This is a genomic window from Paenibacillus sp. Marseille-Q4541, assembly GCF_018310695.1.
Lineage (GTDB): Bacteria > Bacillota > Bacilli > Paenibacillales > Paenibacillaceae > Paenibacillus.
In genome coordinates this window covers 277,946-294,690 of record NZ_JAGXCY010000003.1, presented here as the reverse complement: position 1 = coordinate 294,690, position 16,745 = coordinate 277,946, and the positions used below count along the sequence as shown (strand labels likewise).

Annotated in this window: 14 protein-coding genes and 1 pseudogene; 7 read left to right on the top strand and 8 right to left on the bottom strand. The window is 39.8% G+C overall.

Going from position 1 to position 16,745, the window contains the following annotated elements:
* Nucleotides 1-118 precede the first annotated feature (118 nt).
* From KFT32_RS06200 to KFT32_RS27655, 8 genes and pseudogenes are all read right to left on the bottom strand, one after another.
* A complete protein-coding gene (locus KFT32_RS06200; RefSeq protein WP_211746254.1) occupies nucleotides 119-2,689 on the bottom strand; it encodes a rhamnogalacturonan lyase in 2,571 nt (856 codons plus the stop codon).
* A 317-nt stretch (nucleotides 2,690-3,006) separates the two neighbouring features.
* Nucleotides 3,007-3,363: a GNAT family N-acetyltransferase gene (locus KFT32_RS06195; protein ID WP_249435691.1), complete on the bottom strand. Its 357-nt coding sequence runs from the start codon at nucleotides 3,361-3,363 to the stop codon at nucleotides 3,007-3,009.
* Between the two features lie 228 nt (nucleotides 3,364-3,591).
* Nucleotides 3,592-4,128, bottom strand: a complete 537-nt coding sequence (locus tag KFT32_RS06190; RefSeq protein ID WP_211746252.1) for a DNA topology modulation protein — start codon at nucleotides 4,126-4,128, stop codon at nucleotides 3,592-3,594.
* 42 nt (nucleotides 4,129-4,170) lie between these two features.
* The gene (locus KFT32_RS06185) at nucleotides 4,171-4,707 is read right to left on the bottom strand and encodes a GNAT family N-acetyltransferase (protein ID WP_211746251.1); all 537 of its coding nucleotides are present in this window, start codon (nucleotides 4,705-4,707) and stop codon (nucleotides 4,171-4,173) included.
* 367 nt (nucleotides 4,708-5,074) lie between these two features.
* Nucleotides 5,075-5,503 (bottom strand): GNAT family N-acetyltransferase, encoded by a 429-nt coding sequence (locus tag KFT32_RS06180; protein WP_211746250.1) that lies wholly within the window; start codon nucleotides 5,501-5,503, stop codon nucleotides 5,075-5,077.
* A gap of 185 nt (nucleotides 5,504-5,688) precedes the next feature.
* Complete coding sequence (locus KFT32_RS06175) at nucleotides 5,689-6,393, bottom strand: DUF2711 family protein (protein WP_211746249.1); 705 nt, start codon at nucleotides 6,391-6,393, stop codon at nucleotides 5,689-5,691.
* 199 nt (nucleotides 6,394-6,592) lie between these two features.
* On the bottom strand, nucleotides 6,593-6,970 hold the full coding sequence (locus KFT32_RS06170) for a hypothetical protein (RefSeq protein WP_211746248.1): 378 nt from the start codon (nucleotides 6,968-6,970) through the stop codon (nucleotides 6,593-6,595).
* A 196-nt stretch (nucleotides 6,971-7,166) separates the two neighbouring features.
* Nucleotides 7,167-7,281, bottom strand: a pseudogene (locus KFT32_RS27655) (alpha/beta hydrolase); the annotation flags it as partial.
* Nucleotides 7,282-7,785: 504 nt separating this feature from the next.
* Between KFT32_RS27655 and KFT32_RS06165 the strand changes: the two are divergent.
* The 7 genes from KFT32_RS06165 (at nucleotide 7,786) to KFT32_RS06135 (ending at nucleotide 16,744) form a co-directional block, all read left to right on the top strand.
* Complete coding sequence (locus KFT32_RS06165) at nucleotides 7,786-8,562, top strand: DUF817 domain-containing protein (protein ID WP_211746247.1); 777 nt, start codon at nucleotides 7,786-7,788, stop codon at nucleotides 8,560-8,562.
* 519 nt (nucleotides 8,563-9,081) lie between these two features.
* A complete protein-coding gene (locus KFT32_RS06160; protein WP_211746246.1) occupies nucleotides 9,082-10,038 on the top strand; it encodes an ABC transporter permease in 957 nt (318 codons plus the stop codon).
* Nucleotides 10,039-10,050: 12 nt separating this feature from the next.
* On the top strand, nucleotides 10,051-10,980 hold the full coding sequence (locus KFT32_RS06155; protein WP_211746245.1) for a carbohydrate ABC transporter permease: 930 nt from the start codon (nucleotides 10,051-10,053) through the stop codon (nucleotides 10,978-10,980).
* Between the two features lie 88 nt (nucleotides 10,981-11,068).
* On the top strand, nucleotides 11,069-12,556 hold the full coding sequence (locus KFT32_RS06150) for an ABC transporter substrate-binding protein (RefSeq protein WP_211746244.1): 1,488 nt from the start codon (nucleotides 11,069-11,071) through the stop codon (nucleotides 12,554-12,556).
* 141 nt (nucleotides 12,557-12,697) lie between these two features.
* The gene (locus KFT32_RS06145) at nucleotides 12,698-14,458 is read left to right on the top strand and encodes a sensor histidine kinase (protein WP_211746243.1); all 1,761 of its coding nucleotides are present in this window, start codon (nucleotides 12,698-12,700) and stop codon (nucleotides 14,456-14,458) included.
* Complete coding sequence (locus KFT32_RS06140) at nucleotides 14,433-15,194, top strand: response regulator transcription factor (RefSeq protein WP_211746242.1); 762 nt, start codon at nucleotides 14,433-14,435, stop codon at nucleotides 15,192-15,194. The genes KFT32_RS06145 and KFT32_RS06140 overlap by 26 nt, the downstream gene beginning before the upstream one ends.
* A 29-nt stretch (nucleotides 15,195-15,223) precedes the next feature.
* Nucleotides 15,224-16,744 (top strand): ABC transporter substrate-binding protein, encoded by a 1,521-nt coding sequence (locus KFT32_RS06135; RefSeq protein WP_211746241.1) that lies wholly within the window; start codon nucleotides 15,224-15,226, stop codon nucleotides 16,742-16,744.
* Nucleotide 16,745 lies beyond the last annotated feature (1 nt).

The following is a 16,745-nucleotide window of genomic DNA, read 5'->3' as shown; positions in this document are numbered from 1 at the left end:
AACCACATTGCTTTTCTCAAGGTATATTCTCAGATTCTTAACGGAGTAAATATTAATTATATAGCACAAAAAACAACCCAAACTTTTAGATGGGTTGTTTTTTTGCTTTTAGATCAAGTTACTGCTTCCATTGATCAATTAGCATTTCGGCATGGTGAATCAAATTTAACTTGGCCCGCTTACTTACGGTATCTTTGCTGTTTCGCTTATTCAACTGCGAGATATATTTCTCCAGGAAGGATGACGCCTGTTTCAGACTTTTCTTATCCAGAAGATGACGAGCCTGCTTGAGTGAATTGGTCGTTTGGCTTACCACCGGACCTTTCAGATCTCCTTCTTCCACATACGTAGCATGAAGTTGCTCGAGTGCATTCAACAATCCGGGAATTAATAAATTGGGTACGTTAACCTTGTTAAAATCTGTATCCGATGCAAAGTAGTAACTGGTATAAACAGGCTGGTTATATCCCGTATTTTGGGTAGCCACTCCGGCACGATATTGAGGGTCATGCAGGAGCGTATGAAGCTTGTGCTCTGTCACTTCTATATTCGTATAAATGCGAATCGCGCTGCTGTCTACAGTACGAACCAGCATTTCTTCCCGCCAGTCTCCGAACACATCCGCTACAAGAGATGGCGTGCCCTTCGTATGGTTATTCGTGCGTGTTCCTTCTGCCGTAAGCACGGTTCCCTTTTTCCAATCGTCAATCGTCGGTGTATTCTCTAGCGATCCGTTGATGATTTGGGTTGTCATATCCTTCGACCATTTGATGCTCATGTTGGTGCCCGGTGCTTTATCGCTGATCTTTTCACCTTGAGCGGTATATACGCCAACGGCCCATGTTTCGAGCCCCGGATGATCTGGATCGATGTCGCCAATCATTCCACGTCCGGTATCTTTTCCCGTGTAAGCCCCATAGATGACTTTGCCGGTCTTCGCATCTCTGAGTGCATACCCATAAGGAGCATAGGGTCCACCCTCGTGAACCATAAATACTTCAAGACCTTCCCGTGTAGGATCAATATTGGCTACGTGCAAGGCATCTCCATGCCCGAGGTTAGCCACTACGCCGGGACTCGCGCTTTCGGGCGGCATGACCGCCGAAGAGTTAGACAACACAGATCCATCATGATCAATGGTCGTGGAACCGTATACAACTTCTTGTTTGCCGTCCCCGTCCACATCCGCTACGCTAAGTGAATGAGCGCCTTGTGTCGTAATTTGCCCATACTCTGGATCCGTTCCCGGCCTTCCGTGAGGACCGTCCCTGAACGGATTGGTCATTGGAGTCCAGCCGCTGTCCACGTACCAATACTCTTTTAAGTCGGTTCCGTCCCAGCTATAGGAGATAAGCGTAGTGCGAGTATAGTATCCCCTTGCAAATACGGCATAAGGTTGCTCTCCGTCCAAGTAGGCCACACCGGATAAAAACCGATCTACCCTGTTCCCAGGCTCAATTCTGTTCATTGCATAATCTCCCCAGCGCAATCCATCATCGGAACGCTCCGGTTTGTAACGAACCGTTTTCAGTTCATCTCCGCTTGCTCCCTCGAACACGCTCAAATATTCAGGTCCCGATAAAATAAAACCTTCAAACTGGCGAAACTTATTCCGATTTGCATCTTTGGAAGGGGCAAACACGTCCATAAAATAATCTGTTAACTGTTCGGCATCAGCACGAGATAGAGGATATTTATACTTCGGTTGGATGCCAAAAGCCTCTTCCAGCGTTTGCGGCCAACTACCATTTACCACTTCCTCGTAATCATGCCAGTTCATGAACATATCCACGATATGCTCATAATATCCATCGCTGCTCAGTCTGTAATCATCTTTATTCGTATACCCTGCAGCTAGATCTTCGTCCAGCATCGTAATATATTTTTCCGAAATTAGTTTACCCTGGGTATTATATCGAAGGACTTTCGTTCCCGGAGCCGTCTTGAACATGAGTTCTGCCTTGCCGTCACTATCGAAATCATAAACGAGGAGCTGCGTATAGTGCGCCCCGGAACGAATATTAACGCCTAGGTCGATCCGGTAAAGTAATTCTCCCTCAAATGTATAGGCATCAATATAGGTGTTTCCGGTGTATCCAACCTGAGAGACGTCCTTGGCATTACTCGGCTCCCATTTTACGAAATACTCTAGTTGTCCATCTCCATCTACATCCCCTACGCTCATATCATTCGCGGAATAGCTGTAAGCCTCACCGGCAGGCGTAATCCCATCAGCAGGTTTCTGAATCGGAAGGTCATAATACCCATTATTCCATGGTGTTACCGGTGCGCTCTGATCCACCTCTTTGCCGCCAATTACCGCAGACACAAAATAAGAAGAGCCCGGTTTGCCCGCTGAATCATTAAAATTAGTACTGTCCGTCACTTCTCCAATAAGTTTGTTATCACGGTACACATGAAAATCAGTGCCTGTTAACCCTGTTTCATTACTTCCCGACACCTCTTGCGCAAGAAGTCTCCAACTTAAGAAAACACCTTCTCCCGTCTTAACTGCAATGAGCCCTCGATCTAAATATTCCATTTGAATTCGGCTTTCCATATCCTGATGCCCCTTCCCGCTTATGTCCTGTGCTGCGAAAACAGATCCCCCTGTACTTAAGAGAACAGCACTCATTCCAACCACAACGGATTTTTTCCATAAACGAAGCCTGTTTGTTACCTTTGGCATGCAATCACCCTTTCAGCAAAAAAATGTTTGCGCTTACAAATTAAAATCTAGCAGTTTTCAATTTCCCTCCTATTCTTTGATTAGCATAATTAATAAGATTATAGACTCAGACCATCCCCATCACCATTCACTTATCAGTGTTTCTTGTTCATATATCAGTGCTTAAACGAAGTAATTGTTATATCAACGAAAATTTTATTATCAAGTCTTACGTTGAAAAGACGGCAGCCCGTAATACTGGTTGCCGTCTTTCATTGATTATTTAGCTAATTCCCCTTTTATCCGAACGAACAATTACCAATCATGACCTATGCATTTTATTGTTGCCATTCTTCTTTAAGAAGTCCATAAATCACCCTGTCAAGAAACTGGTTATGTAACAACTCGTAATTCCTAATCGTTCCTTCTTGGGTAAAACCTATACGTTCTGGAATAGCACGACTCTTCATGTTGTAAGTAGCAACACCGATCTCAATTTTTCTCAAATTCAAATCATTGAAAGCATGAACTACTAAGGCATTACATGCTTTAGACATAAGACCTTTCCCCTCAAAATCCGAGCCTAACCAATAGCCTATTTCAGTTCGCCTAGCATCCCAGTCTATCCTTAAAAATCCTATAGATCCTGCAATTTGGCCCTTATGCCATATCGGTGCAGCCACGTATATTGCCATTTTAGTGTTATATTCTCGTTTTTCTGATCGGAATAAAATTCGCGTGCTAAGGAAAAAAACTCTTGAGGTGAGAATTTAGACATGTCATGTACTATTGCTTAAAATATAATCCTTCTTTCCAACATTCGATAAACACGTTTAATTTATGTTCCAAAACGTAAAGAAAATATCGCGAGTAGATTTGAAATATTGCGACCATCCCCTTGATTTTCACATTTCATTACGATGTTAAATGATGTTATTAAACTTTTCGAATTTACTATTTAACTGATCTAATAAGTTTGTTACTTCCCTTGGTGTTTTAAGCACGATTATCTTCTTTTCTTTTTCAACTTTTTTTAATTTTTCGAGTATTGCTGGTCTTTTGTCTTTTCTAAAATTCCATACCCATTTAATGAATTCCCAATCTAATTGTTCAGGACATCCTTCATTTAAATCAGGTCTCGTTTTTCCATGGTATTTAATTCTTCGTTTGATGACTCTATAAGTAGTTATCCATGGAGGTAAATCAAAGAAAATTATTGTATCTGCTCTCGACATTCGAATATCTAATGTTCGATTATAATTCCCATCAATAATCCATTCTTCATTCAGAATGAGCTCTCTCTGAAATTCATTCCATTCGTGATTAGAGGTTGCAATCCATCCAGGCTTCCAATAATAAGCATCTAAATGGTACAAAGGTACGTCTAATACTTTAGAAAGTTTACTTGAAAAAGTAGATTTCCCTGATCCTCCAGATCCAATTATCATGATTCTTTTCATTTGTGTTCTCCTTCTAACGTTACTGGATTCACGGCATCTCAGCTACAAAGTCATCATTAATTCTAAGTTTGAAAAGCTAGTTTCAGAGTACATAGGATCCCCATATATTCCATTCACTTTATTAAATCCAGATTTAATCCAATACCTTAAAGCAGGCCAGTTCTTCGTGGAGACATTTATTCGAATTTCTTTATAGCCCAATTCAAATACTAATGAAGAGAATCCTTTGATTATCTCTTGTCCAAATCCTTGCTTTTGAACGTCTCCATGAATGTAAAGAAATTCAAGATAGAGTGAGTGTTCTACTGGATATCCATGATACAGACTAATTAATCCAATTGTTTTTAGATTCTCCGTCATTCTTATGGTTTGTATTCTATAGTTCTCTAATATACCTTCTGGTGGGAGGTTCCCTTCTGTTAAACATTTTTTAATATGATTTGGATCATATTCGCAGCCATCCCATTCATTCATATATGTACTTGTTTGATATATTTTCTGAACTATGGGTACTTCATGCTCTGTTAAATCAGCTATGCTAAGTCTATTTGTATTCCAATTTTTAGGAATAATATTCAATTACATCACTCCATTTTTTTGCTATTCAGATTTTTCAAGACATCTCGCAGGTATATATTGTTATCAGATGTTACTGACCTCGCACAAAATAAAAAATCCAAAGATATTAATCTAAGATTGTGTTTTCTCATGGGACTGTTCTTTTTACAAATTCCTGTTTGATGTCTTCCTTTAGTACATTTTTCAAACGGTCTCTACCCATTTGATCAAACGTTTTCGTGCTTTTTTCACATGTTCTTCATCTGATTTTATCTGACTCTCTATTCTTTCATAATCTTCATAACTATCATACATTAAATAATTGATTAAACTCTTCAATAAACGACGGCTCGACTACATATGTTTTTCTTCTATAGATCATTTTTGATTATCCTTTCTGTTTTATAAGTAGTACTTCATCATCCTGAACATACCCGCTTAGTTCATACGCTTTAATAGCTGGAATGTTATTTCTACCTGTCAAAATCTTAACAGTTTTCACTCCTAGCGAATGAAGTTGATTCTCTAGATAGGAAATCAAAGAAGTTGCAACACCCTTCCTGCGAGCAGATTCTTGAACATACATTTCCGTAATTTCACCATAAGCTTCTATGTAACAAAATGATTTGAAACTTTGAGCACAACCAAAGCCAATCACTTCGTCCTCTATGGTAGCCACGGCAACCAATTCATTGTTGCTATTCAAGGACTTGATTATTTCTGACACAGGCCGCTTTTCTCCACCATTGAACTCAAGATTGAGTCTAGACAACGAATCCGCATCGTTTACGGTTGCCAATCTTACATTTAGAAGCACTCATCTCACCCATTCCTAAAAATATTAATCTTCTTACATTCGTTATATATTTATAACTTCGATAGCTTTTAGAAAATATCCTTTCAGTTATTATGTTAACTAGCACGATAATTGAAAAACGGCAACCGTTAATTCTGGTTGCCGTCTCTTATTGTTTATCGAACTATTGTTTCACATTAGTTTAATCATGTATTGCGTAAACTCCAGTAAATTTCAGTTTTTTCATCGCAGAAAAAGCCTTCCAGATTAGTGTTTTTAACGATTCTATTTATTGTATCTTTATCTGAACATAGTAACGAAAAGTGGCTATCCCAATGAGTTGTAAGTAAAATTTCATTCTCGTTTGTAAACAGATTCAAACGTTGATTTCGTAAGCAGTCGTTATCTTTGATTAGGTCATCAATATACTCTAGCTTTCGCTCGGTGCAAAATTCATCTCCTGACCATATCCAATTATGACCTTTTTTCTTTATTGACAAAAGCAGTCTATTCATTAAAAACTCTGGAAAAAACCCTTCCATAGGAGCAATTATTTGATGTTTCTCACAAGTATCTCGAACTCTATCAGCAGTTTCCTTGTTCGCGAATTGTTCTTTCAATCCAAAGATTTGGGTTCGTAATCCAATGTCTAAATTGCTGTAACTTTCGATTCCTGATATTGATAAAAAATTTTTCCATGTAACCATTTCGCACTTTTCTATAATGTCATTTTTACCTGGATAAGTTTCTGGCTCAAATAATCCATAATCAATTGATATTGGTTTAATGAATGGATGAAAAAAAACATAAACTTCATCATATATTCCTTTATAATACCCTTTTATAGGCATATCATCTGGTGCGCAAACAGCATATTTATGAGATTCGGGTAGCACCCTTACATCGGTCATTGAACCACCAACTTTCTATTTCCAAGATGTACAACATTGAACCTAAGTTATCCCGTTCATAGCTCAACAATAGTTGAACTTAATTTTTAAGAATATCCATTAGTCATTGCTATCAACAATTAGGTGTTGTTCAGGCGGTGTATACTTTCATCAAAACTTACTAATTCTGACTAACCTGAGACTGTGAAATATGAATGCGTCACAGCATCCACATTTTTTGGGTCAGAACGGGGACGTTATATTTTTCTCCCCAATCATGCAAAGATTCAAAAGCTTCATTCGCCTCTTGCTTGTTTTGAACACGGTAGGCATTCATTATTGGCACGAGTAATTTACCCTTCGGTTTAATTCCGATATGGGGGCCGTAATATTCTTCAATAATAATGGACTTAATTTGTTCCGGTTTATAGCTACGTTCGCCGATTTGAATTGAATCCCTATCTATCTTACATGTTTTCGATTTGACGAAGAGGTGTGTTAGAGCGAAAGCAAGTTCGAATAAGAAAAAACCAGAAAAGATCAGGAACATCCAGTTAAAAACATCTTCTATCGAATACGAACCATATCCATTGATCATCAACATGGCCCCACACACAAAAAGTGTGCGAGATCTTTTTCTGGCGTATTACGGTAAATTCGGATAGTGACATTATGTAGAAAAGGCCCTCCTTCATAGCTCAAACTATATTTAATAATAAATCTTTATATTTCCATAATATTATAGTTTAGCGAGATTGTAACACATGCTACTCATCTGATGAACTCATTTGACATAAGGGTTCACCATGCAATCCGCCATCCATATCAATAGCTGCCTTTATTCTAGCGTCCTTTACCAACATATGAGCTGAAGTGGCCCCCACCAAAAGAATGACCTAACATACCAACCAACTTAAAGGGAATACATAATAGCAAACTACAGGAAATTCAGGAGAATCATCCTGAAATCAACTTAATCAAGCATTAATAGGAAGTGCTCATCCCGAATTAGATACCTTGGGGTGAAGTCTCTTTGTTTTATTAATTTGGGCTGCTTCATCCCATGAAAATGTTAAAGGATTTTATCCTTGTCGCCTTCAGGGCCAGCATCAATCCAGCTATTCAGAGTTGTCTTTCTTTTTATCCCTTCGTTTTTTTCTCATATTTCTGGATTTTTGTATAGAATCTCTCACCTTGCTTTGTTCCTGATTACTTTTAATGCTTAAAAGGAGCAGTATGATAACACCAAGTAATATAATTATGAAAAGCATAACGATTCAGCTTCCTTTCTCATCTAATTTAATAATGTGAACTGAAAATAAGAAACTTTATTCAAGCTATTTTCTCTTTTTCTAAACCGATTACACCTATATTATTAATAAAAGAAAAAGCATGAGAAGGAGATAAATAGAATTGAAGCCTATCGTACAACTGCTGCATTTTGGCTATCATCAGGCAATGAGCTGCATTTTCCCAGTTGCTATTTTTGGAACTCTTGCCCTCACTAGCATAATAGATATCCCTTTTCTTTATCGTTATGATGCCATACTTCTTATCTTGCTTGGAGTCCAATACTTCATGTACCGAAGCGGACTTGAAACACTTGATGAAATTAAAGTCATTTGTGTATTTCACATTATTGGCTTGGTGCTGGAAGTATATAAGGTATGGATGGGATCATGGTCATATCCTGAACCTGGATATACAAAGCTACTCGGAGTCCCACTATATAGCGGATTTATGTATGCAAGTGTAGCAAGCTTCATGTGTCAAATATGGCGAAGACTGCGTATGGACATGACGGGTTGGCCTGGACTTGCGTCTTCGGTTTTGTTAGGAGGAGCCATTTATCTCAACTTCTTCACCCATCATTTTATTCCCGATTTTCGATGGTGGCTTACATTGCTTGTATTTATCGTCTTTTGGAAAACATGGATCATCTATCGAGTACGGACAAAAACATATCGAATGCCCTTATCACTCGCTTTTATCATTGTCGGTTTTTTTATTTGGACAGCTGAAAATATAGCGACATTTTTTAATGGATGGAAATACCCTGATCAGCACGAAGCTTGGCAGTTGGTTAGTTTCAGTAAGATTAGCTCGTGGTTCCTTTTGGTAATCATAAGCGTGATTATCGTTGCCCAACTAAAATATGTTAAAGCTAATCGAACAACGAACGATTCATGATGATATACAGCGGCAGTCAAAACTTTATTCCTGATAACAACTATTTCATACGTTTATTTAAACGCCAAACTTCGTTCACGCCGGGAGAATACCGAAAGCAATATCAGGTGTATCGTTTAAATTAAGACTCGCAATAGCCTTCATAATTTATGAAAAACGCTTGTCTTCAAGTCAGCAATTCTGCATTCTCGTGCCTACGTATTATCCTACAAAATCAGAAAAAGCCTGATCATCTGATCAGGCTTTTTCTGATTAGCTATTTTATTTTTCCTGCGACATTCGAAAATTACAATTAACCAAATTAGTTCAGTTCATCCCCCTATCCCCTTTGTCCCTGGAACTCTTTCAATGTAATAATAACCGAGCCATCTTCAGCCACAAACAATCTAGAATTGTTTCAAATCTAACGTTTGTTGACTATAGTATCAAGTTTGTTATCTAGAAGCATCGAATCCTCCTCTATACAATGAACATAACGAGTGCAATACAAACGATAAACCACCGGAAGGAGTGATAGTCATGAGCTTTACAGCTGAACAAAAAGATAAAAGAAAGCGCTTACTATTTCGTTGGCATAAACAGGATACAGAACTAACCCTCTTGGCATTACCGACAACGATTTGGTACATACTATTTTGTTTCTTACCTATGTTCGGGATCATTATTGCCTTCAAAAACTTCAGAATTAGTGGCGGTTTCTTGAGCAATGTATTTAACAGTCCTTGGGTTGGCTTCAAAAATTTCGAGTTTTTATTCAAGTCAAATGACGCTTGGATCATTATTCGAAATACCGTTGGATACAATATTATTTTTGTCGTTCTAGGCATTGTACTACCCGTTCTTTTCGCTATTATGATCGGTCTACTCCACAGCCGTAAAGCAAGTAAAGTCTATCAGACGATGATGTTCCTCCCCTACTTTTTATCTTGGGTTGTCGTATCTGCTGTAGGCTGGGCCTTCTTAAGTTTTGATAAAGGGATTGTCAATCAAATGCTCGTCAGTATGGGTGGCGATCCTGTTAATTGGTACATGGAGCCACAATACTGGCCCTACTTTCTAATTCTTTTAAATATCTGGAAAGGTTTGGGCTATGGTATGATCATTTATTTGGCAACCATCACAAGCTTTGACAGCACTTATTATGAAGCAGCTACTATTGATGGGGCTTCCATTTGGCAGCAGACAAGATTTATTACTTTGCCAATGCTCAAGCTAGTTATAGTCATGATGTTCATTTTGGCAGTTGGACGCATATTTTATACCGATTTTGGTCTGTTCTATCAAGTCACGCGAGATTCCAATTCTCTCTTTAACGTGTCTACCACGATCGATGTCATGGTGTATAAGCAACTAAAAAGCGCAACCATCGGGATGGCATCAGCTGCCGCATTCATACAGTCCGTTCTGGGTTGCGCAACAATTCTAACCGCTAACTGGATTGTTCGCAAAATTGATCCTGATAGCGCGATGATGTAAGGAGGTTAGACGATGACAACAAGAACTGCTTACAAAACGGGCCTTGAGAAATTTAACCGTACAAGCAACGTCGTGAATATCTTTTTTAACTTGATTTTTATTATCTTGTCGCTAATTTGTGTCATACCAGTAGTTGTTGTTCTATCCATTTCATTTTCTAGTGAGGCCTCAATCCGAGAGTCAGGATATCATCTACTACCGATTGCTTTGTCAGGAGAGGCATACGCCTATATTGTCCAGCAGGGAACCATGATTCTGCGGGCGCTCGGCGTATCTGTACTTGTTACAGTGGTTGGTACTGTCCTTGGTGTATTCCTTACCACCTCCATGGGCTATGTACTTTCTCGTCCAACATATAAGCTAAAGGGTTTTCTAACCTGGGTGGTATTCATCCCTATGGTATTTAATGGCGGTTTTGTATCCAGCTACTTCATTAATACAAACTTATTAGGATTAAAGGACAGCGTCTGGGCACTTATTTTACCGCTAGCGGTCTCTTCATTCAACGTTATCATTTGTAAAACCTTCTTCAAAAGTACTATTCCCGATGGGCTCATTGAATCTGCTGAAATCGATGGCGCGAGCCAGCTACGAATCTTTTTCTCAATCATCTTACCGATATCTTTGCCGGTAATTGCAACAATTGGATTATTTCTCTGCTTTGCTTACTGGAATGACTGGTTCCAATCGATGTTATATATCGACAACCAGAACCTATATTCTTTGCAAGCACTACTGAACAGCTTAATGAGCAATGTTGATGCACTCGCCAAGAATGCCGCAAGTATGGGTGTTAGCTACGCAGTACTTGTGGCAACGATGCCGAAGGAATCTGCCCGCATGGCAGTAGCCATTCTCATTGTTCTACCTGTAGCATTCGCCTACCCTTTCTTTCAGAAGTATTTTATTTCTGGCCTAACGATCGGCGCTGTCAAAGGATAATGATGAAATAAGCCAAGCAAGCTTGGTTTATGATATCTCACTGTACAACGAATACAGTGAAATCACACTTTTAAAAGGGGGATATGGAATGAAGAAAACTGTAAAGTTCATCTCTACACTCTTTATTCTAACATTGGTAACTGCGTTAGTAGCCTGTAGCGGATCGAAGTCTACCTCTACTACGGATGGATCGACGACAGTGGACACACCAAAGGACACGACAACAGAGAGTAAAGATATTCCTACGTTGGTCTGGTGGACCATCGGCGGCCAAGTGCCCAATAACTTCGATAAAGCGATTGATGCCATGAATGCATACACCGCTGAGAAGATTGGTGTGAAAATTGACATTAAAGTTGCCAGCTGGGGTGAATGGGATACCAAAATAAACACGATTGTGAATACTGGCGAACCGTTTGACATTATGTTCACGAACAGCGGTAAATACAGCAAGCAAGTGGCTATGGGTGCATTAGCCGATATCACGGATCTGGTTCAAAGTGAAACACCTGACTTATACAAATTGATTCCTGAAAAGGTATGGGAAGGCACAAAAATAGGCGGGAAGTATTATTCCGTTCCTACGTATAAGGATTCAGCACTAACGCAGTATTGGGTATACGATGATAAATATGTGCAAAAGTACAATATTGATATTAACAATATCAAGACACTGCAAGATCTCGATAAGCCACTGCACGCAATGAAGGCTGAAGGCAAAAGTTTCTACCCATTGCCAATGACGCAAGGTGAAGGCTTAAATGGTTTCTTTAACGAATATGACGATTTAACACTTGGATTCCCTCCAATTGGCGTAAAAGCGGACGATGCATCACGCACTGTGGTCTCTGTTCTCGAGCAACCTGATATTCTGAATAGTCTGAAGATCTTACATGGATGGTATCAAGATGGCATCATCAACCCTGATGCTCCGACTAAAACGGAGAACGATAAAGGCAGACCATTCTTTGCAGCTCAAGCCTTTCCAGGTGCAGAAGTAAGTTGGCAAATCAATGATGCTGTTCAAAAATATGATATGGTTCAGCACTATGGACCTATTTATACAACGAGTACAATCCAAGGGTCCCTGAACGCGATTTCTGCAAATTCAAAATATAAGAAGGAAGCACTGAAATATCTCGAATTAGTCAACACAGATCCAAAACTCCGTAATATGCTAGCATTCGGTGAATTAGGCGTAGACTACAATAATGTCGATGGTGAAAAGGTCATCGAACGTACTTCCGATACTTGGCCATTGGCAGCTTACACACAAGGTACATTCTTTAATCTAGCGGTTACAAACGGTGCTCCTGAAGATCAATGGGAACAAGTTAAAAAGCTGAATGATGCAGCGACATCTTCCACTATTCTCGGATTCGCACTGGACATCAGCAATCTCCAGACAGAAGTGGCAAATTGCCAAGCGGTATGGGATAAATACAAATATGAACTAATTACTGGAGCATCTGATCCGGAGAAAATGGTTCCGAAGATTACGGCTGAGCTAAAGTCCGCAGGTATGGACACGATTATGAAAGCAGCACAAGAACAAATTAATAATTACTTCAAGTAAGATATCATTTATGCGCATCCCTTATTGAGACCGTCTATAAGGGATGCTTTTTCCTTGCTATCTATGAAGCATTGCTTAATCATGATACAGTGGTATGGTAAACGGTTACTTTAAGGCGACCTACTGCAATTGAGGTGTCGTATGAGCTCTTTTTTACAGATCAAAATTTATCGTCATAAGTTTATTGCCTATGTCATCTTCGTCCTGACCATTGGACTTGCGCTAGGCATTCTGACCTGTGCAATGCTGATGAATCAATGGGTTGGTGATGCCCGTATTGAGGCTGCTAATGCTTTCTCTAGTGTTGAGAATGAGTTACAGTATGATGCTGATCGAATTGAGGCTTACATGCAGCGTATATACTCTAATCCCAGTTTAATGGATGATGCTCGAAGCTTTTTAAGCAGCAGTGCTGAAGGGTATTTAACCAGTAGACTGCAAAACAGCCAATTCTCACAACCGCTGGTTTCCTTCCCAGAGGATGTTAAAACCTACCTCTACAACTGGGCGCAAGGTGAAATTACGCAGATTAGTCTGCATGCCAACCATTATGGTAATGTCGTACGCTTTAACGAAAACGGAACTGAAAGTTTCATGTTCGGTCTTCCAAATACAGATGATGCTTTTCAAGATACCATTCTAAAAGGATTCGTATATCGAAAGAAACTATCAGATGGAGCATTGGCCTCTCATGAACTCGGGGAACTTCGTTTCTTGGTCAGCAGTGATCAAATCTTTAAATCGATACAAAATTATCGATTGGGTAAAGCTGCAGCAGTTAGTGCTTCAGGTGACATATACTTTATCGGTAATGAACAGGATCAAGACTTGAAAGAATTTTCCCGTCTGGCAGCAGCGAATGGGCGCAGTCATGGTTATCTTTCGAAGGGTCTTTTTAAGCATGTATTTTTTGTCACCTTTCCATCCACCAAGTTTAATTTCAAACTCGTTAGCATCGTTGACTTATCTATGCTCATTCGTCAGCATGCCAAGATGCTACACTCCATCATTCTAATCGTACTTACGACCATGATTAGCGTACTACTGATCATTGTGTACAATATGCGGGATGATGCCCGCTTCCTACATCGCATTATTCAATCGATTGGACGTGTGAAAACAGCCAATTTTACACCTAATCGCCCCGCTCGTTATCGTCGAAATGAATACGGCATGATTGCAAGAGAATTAGACGATATGATCCAGCAGTTAGATAAACATATACGTAACGAATATTTGCTTAAGTTAAAGCAGCAAGAAACCGAGATGAAAGCTCTTCAGAATCAAATTAATCCTCATTTTCTATATAATACGTTAGAGGTGATCCGCTCCACTGCTCTTGTTAACCAAGACAGAGACACGGCTGACGCAATTGCTACTTTAGGGGCGCTCTATCGAGATATTGTTAAAAAGGAGAATATTATTTCTATCGCAAGCGAGCTGGAATTGCTACAGAAGTACTTAGATATTATGGAGTTTAAGTATCCAGAGCGTTTCTATTATCAAGTCAATGTAGACCCTGCCTTACTTAGGGTCCCTACCGTAAAATTCTGGATGCAGCCTTTAGCTGAAAATTTTTTTATCCATGGCTTTATCGCTAGCAATGAGTTTAGCCTGTATATAGTTAACGGTTGGGAAGCTGAAGACTATTATGTATTAGAATTCGTGGATAATGGGCGTGGAATTGATGAGGAGCGTTTACATACAGTTCGAAGCACTCTTTCTAGTAATGATTCTTCATCTAAGAGCATCGGTTTACGTAACGTAAACACGCGACTTCACTTCTTCTACGGTAACAGCTTTTCTCTAAAGATTGAGAATAATGAAGAAGCTGGAGTAAAAATTTCGGTCAGGATTTCAAAAGAGGTGATTGAACATGTACAAACTGTTGATCATGGATGACGAACCTCAAATTTTGGAGGGGATGAAGCGAATCCTCAACTGGGAACAATACGGATTCGGTCAGATCGAAACCTGCGAATCCACGGAATCAGCTATTTCCAAGGTCGTAGACCACCTTCCAGATATCGCAATTTTTGATGTTTGTGTTGGCAAAAATCTTGGATATGAAGCAATCCGCACACTCAACAATCTTCATATCCCTACGAAATATATTATTATGAGTGGTTATAGTGAATTCAAGTTCGCCCAAGAAGCTATTCGCTGTGGTGTCAAAGACTATCTGCTCAAGCCTATAGATCGCATTAAGCTACAGCAAGTGATAGAAAAGATCATTGTTGAAGATCTAAAGGGGACGTTAGGAAATAGTAGCAACGATCGTTTGAACAAGGATCCTGTTCTCGGTGTAAGCTACGACAGCTTATCCAAGCTGGTCAATCGTATTCTTCTCATGATCAAAACCGAGTATGGTCAGAATATTACCTTAAAATCAGTAGCAGAGCGATTCCAGATGAATAGTACCTACCTTGGTCAATTATTTCTAAAAGAAACCAAAATGAAATTTTCAGAATACCTAATGGCTCACCGAATGCTCCTTGCACAAGAACGAATTCAAATGACAGGTGATAAGATTTCTAGTATCGCGCTTTCCGTTGGTTACAACAATCTCAATTATTTCTATACACACTTCCAAAGCTTTTTTGGGAAATCCCCCTCTGATCTGCGGGGAAAAGGATAACAACGAACTCGGCTGAAAGGAGGATATCAATGCTGAAGCACGATAGACACAGATATATCTTCATGACAATTAGTCTTATACTGCTTCTCACAGCGTATATGACCGGTTGTTCACGGCAGCCTAGCAAAAACAACAATGATAAATATGTCGGTGATCCCGTAAATCTAATATATTACACGATTGGAGAGCCCGACAAAGATCTACAGCTCGTAAATGATAAAATCAACGAAATCATGGCTCGTAAAATTGGTGTGACGATTACCTATATCAAAGTAGGATGGCAAGAGTATGAAGATAAGTTAAATACGCTTATATCCGCAGGAAGCCCTTTCGACATTGCTTTTGCACCCAATTATGCAACCACTGCTATGCGCGGAGCATGGCTGAGACTCGATGATTACCTAGCGAGTCTGGGTCAAGATATGTACGGTAGTATTGACCCCACCTTTTGGCAAGGGATCATGATGAACGATGGAGGCATCTACGGTATACCAACCAATAAGGAGCTTGCCGTTCGTGATCATTGGATGTACCCTGCTTCCCTAGTAAAAAAGTACAATATCGATATTACAAAGTATAATACGCTTGAATCGCTCGAACCCTTACTCCGGATGATTCAACAGAAAGAACCTTCTTACATACCTATGGAGTTGGATCAGGATTCACACAATTTCTTCTCTCTCTATGGCTACGAATATATAGTGAACAATAAAGTTCCCTTGATGGTGAAATCACTGGACCCTAATGCTAAGATTGTAAACATCTTTGAAACAAAAGAAGCGCAGCAGGTTTTAGAATCTTTACGTCGTTATTATAAAGAGGGCTTCATTAACAAGGATGCAGCGCTACGAGAGCCTGGCGGACTTAAACGTGGCGATAAAGTGTTCTGGAAGTCCTCAGGTGGTGGCCCACTCCCGGAGACTGCTTGGAGTAAGGATCGAGGTTATAAAATTGTATCCAATCCCGTAACCCCCACCGTCGTGACCACGGAATCCGTCCGTGGTGGAATCATGGCTGTTAATGCCAACACCAAACATCCCATCGAAAGTATTAAGTTTCTGAATCTACTCAATACCGACCCTGAAATCCGAAACTTATTTAATTATGGGATTGAAGGAGTTCATTACACGCTAGATGAACAAGGGCAAGCGGTCCCAATCCCTAGTAAAGATAGCCATGGTGACCCGATCCCAGACGCACCTGCAAATTATGCAGGAGTACAATACACTCAAGGTAACTGGTTTATCCTAAAAACGATGGGCGGTAATAACCCAGAACCTCTCGATAAATGGGATCAATTTCTTAAGTACAACGCTGAAGCAACCAAGTCCAATGTGCTCGGCTTTACTCCTGATCTATCCAAGGTGACTGCCCAAACCGATAATATCGAAATGATTTGGAAGAAATACTATCCAAGTCTTATGACGGGATCTGTCGATATTGACACGATCCTCCCGAAGTTTAACGAGGAGCTCAAACAAGCTGGCATTGACGAGGTAAGGAAAGAAGTGCAAGAACAGTTGGATTCGTGGCGGGAAGTAAAGAGGTAGA

What these genes read in the sequence shown, in the direction of transcription:
- KFT32_RS06200 (WP_211746254.1), bottom strand. Translation starts at nt 2,689, where the DNA reads ATGCCAAAGGTAACAAACAGGCTTCGTTTATGGAAAAAATCCGTTGTG.
- KFT32_RS06195 (WP_249435691.1), bottom strand. Translation starts at nt 3,363, where the DNA reads ATGGCAATATACGTGGCTGCACCGATATGGCATAAGGGCCAAATTGCA.
- KFT32_RS06190 (WP_211746252.1), bottom strand. Translation starts at nt 4,128, where the DNA reads ATGAAAAGAATCATGATAATTGGATCTGGAGGATCAGGGAAATCTACT.
- KFT32_RS06175 (WP_211746249.1), bottom strand. Translation starts at nt 6,393, where the DNA reads ATGACCGATGTAAGGGTGCTACCCGAATCTCATAAATATGCTGTTTGC.
- KFT32_RS06170 (WP_211746248.1), bottom strand. Translation starts at nt 6,970, where the DNA reads ATGATCAATGGATATGGTTCGTATTCGATAGAAGATGTTTTTAACTGG.
- KFT32_RS06160 (WP_211746246.1), top strand. Translation starts at nt 9,082, where the DNA reads ATGAGCTTTACAGCTGAACAAAAAGATAAAAGAAAGCGCTTACTATTT.
- KFT32_RS06155 (WP_211746245.1), top strand. Translation starts at nt 10,051, where the DNA reads ATGACAACAAGAACTGCTTACAAAACGGGCCTTGAGAAATTTAACCGT.
- KFT32_RS06150 (WP_211746244.1), top strand. Translation starts at nt 11,069, where the DNA reads ATGAAGAAAACTGTAAAGTTCATCTCTACACTCTTTATTCTAACATTG.
- KFT32_RS06145 (WP_211746243.1), top strand. Translation starts at nt 12,698, where the DNA reads ATGAGCTCTTTTTTACAGATCAAAATTTATCGTCATAAGTTTATTGCC.
- KFT32_RS06140 (WP_211746242.1), top strand. Translation starts at nt 14,433, where the DNA reads ATGTACAAACTGTTGATCATGGATGACGAACCTCAAATTTTGGAGGGG.
- KFT32_RS06135 (WP_211746241.1), top strand. Translation starts at nt 15,224, where the DNA reads ATGCTGAAGCACGATAGACACAGATATATCTTCATGACAATTAGTCTT.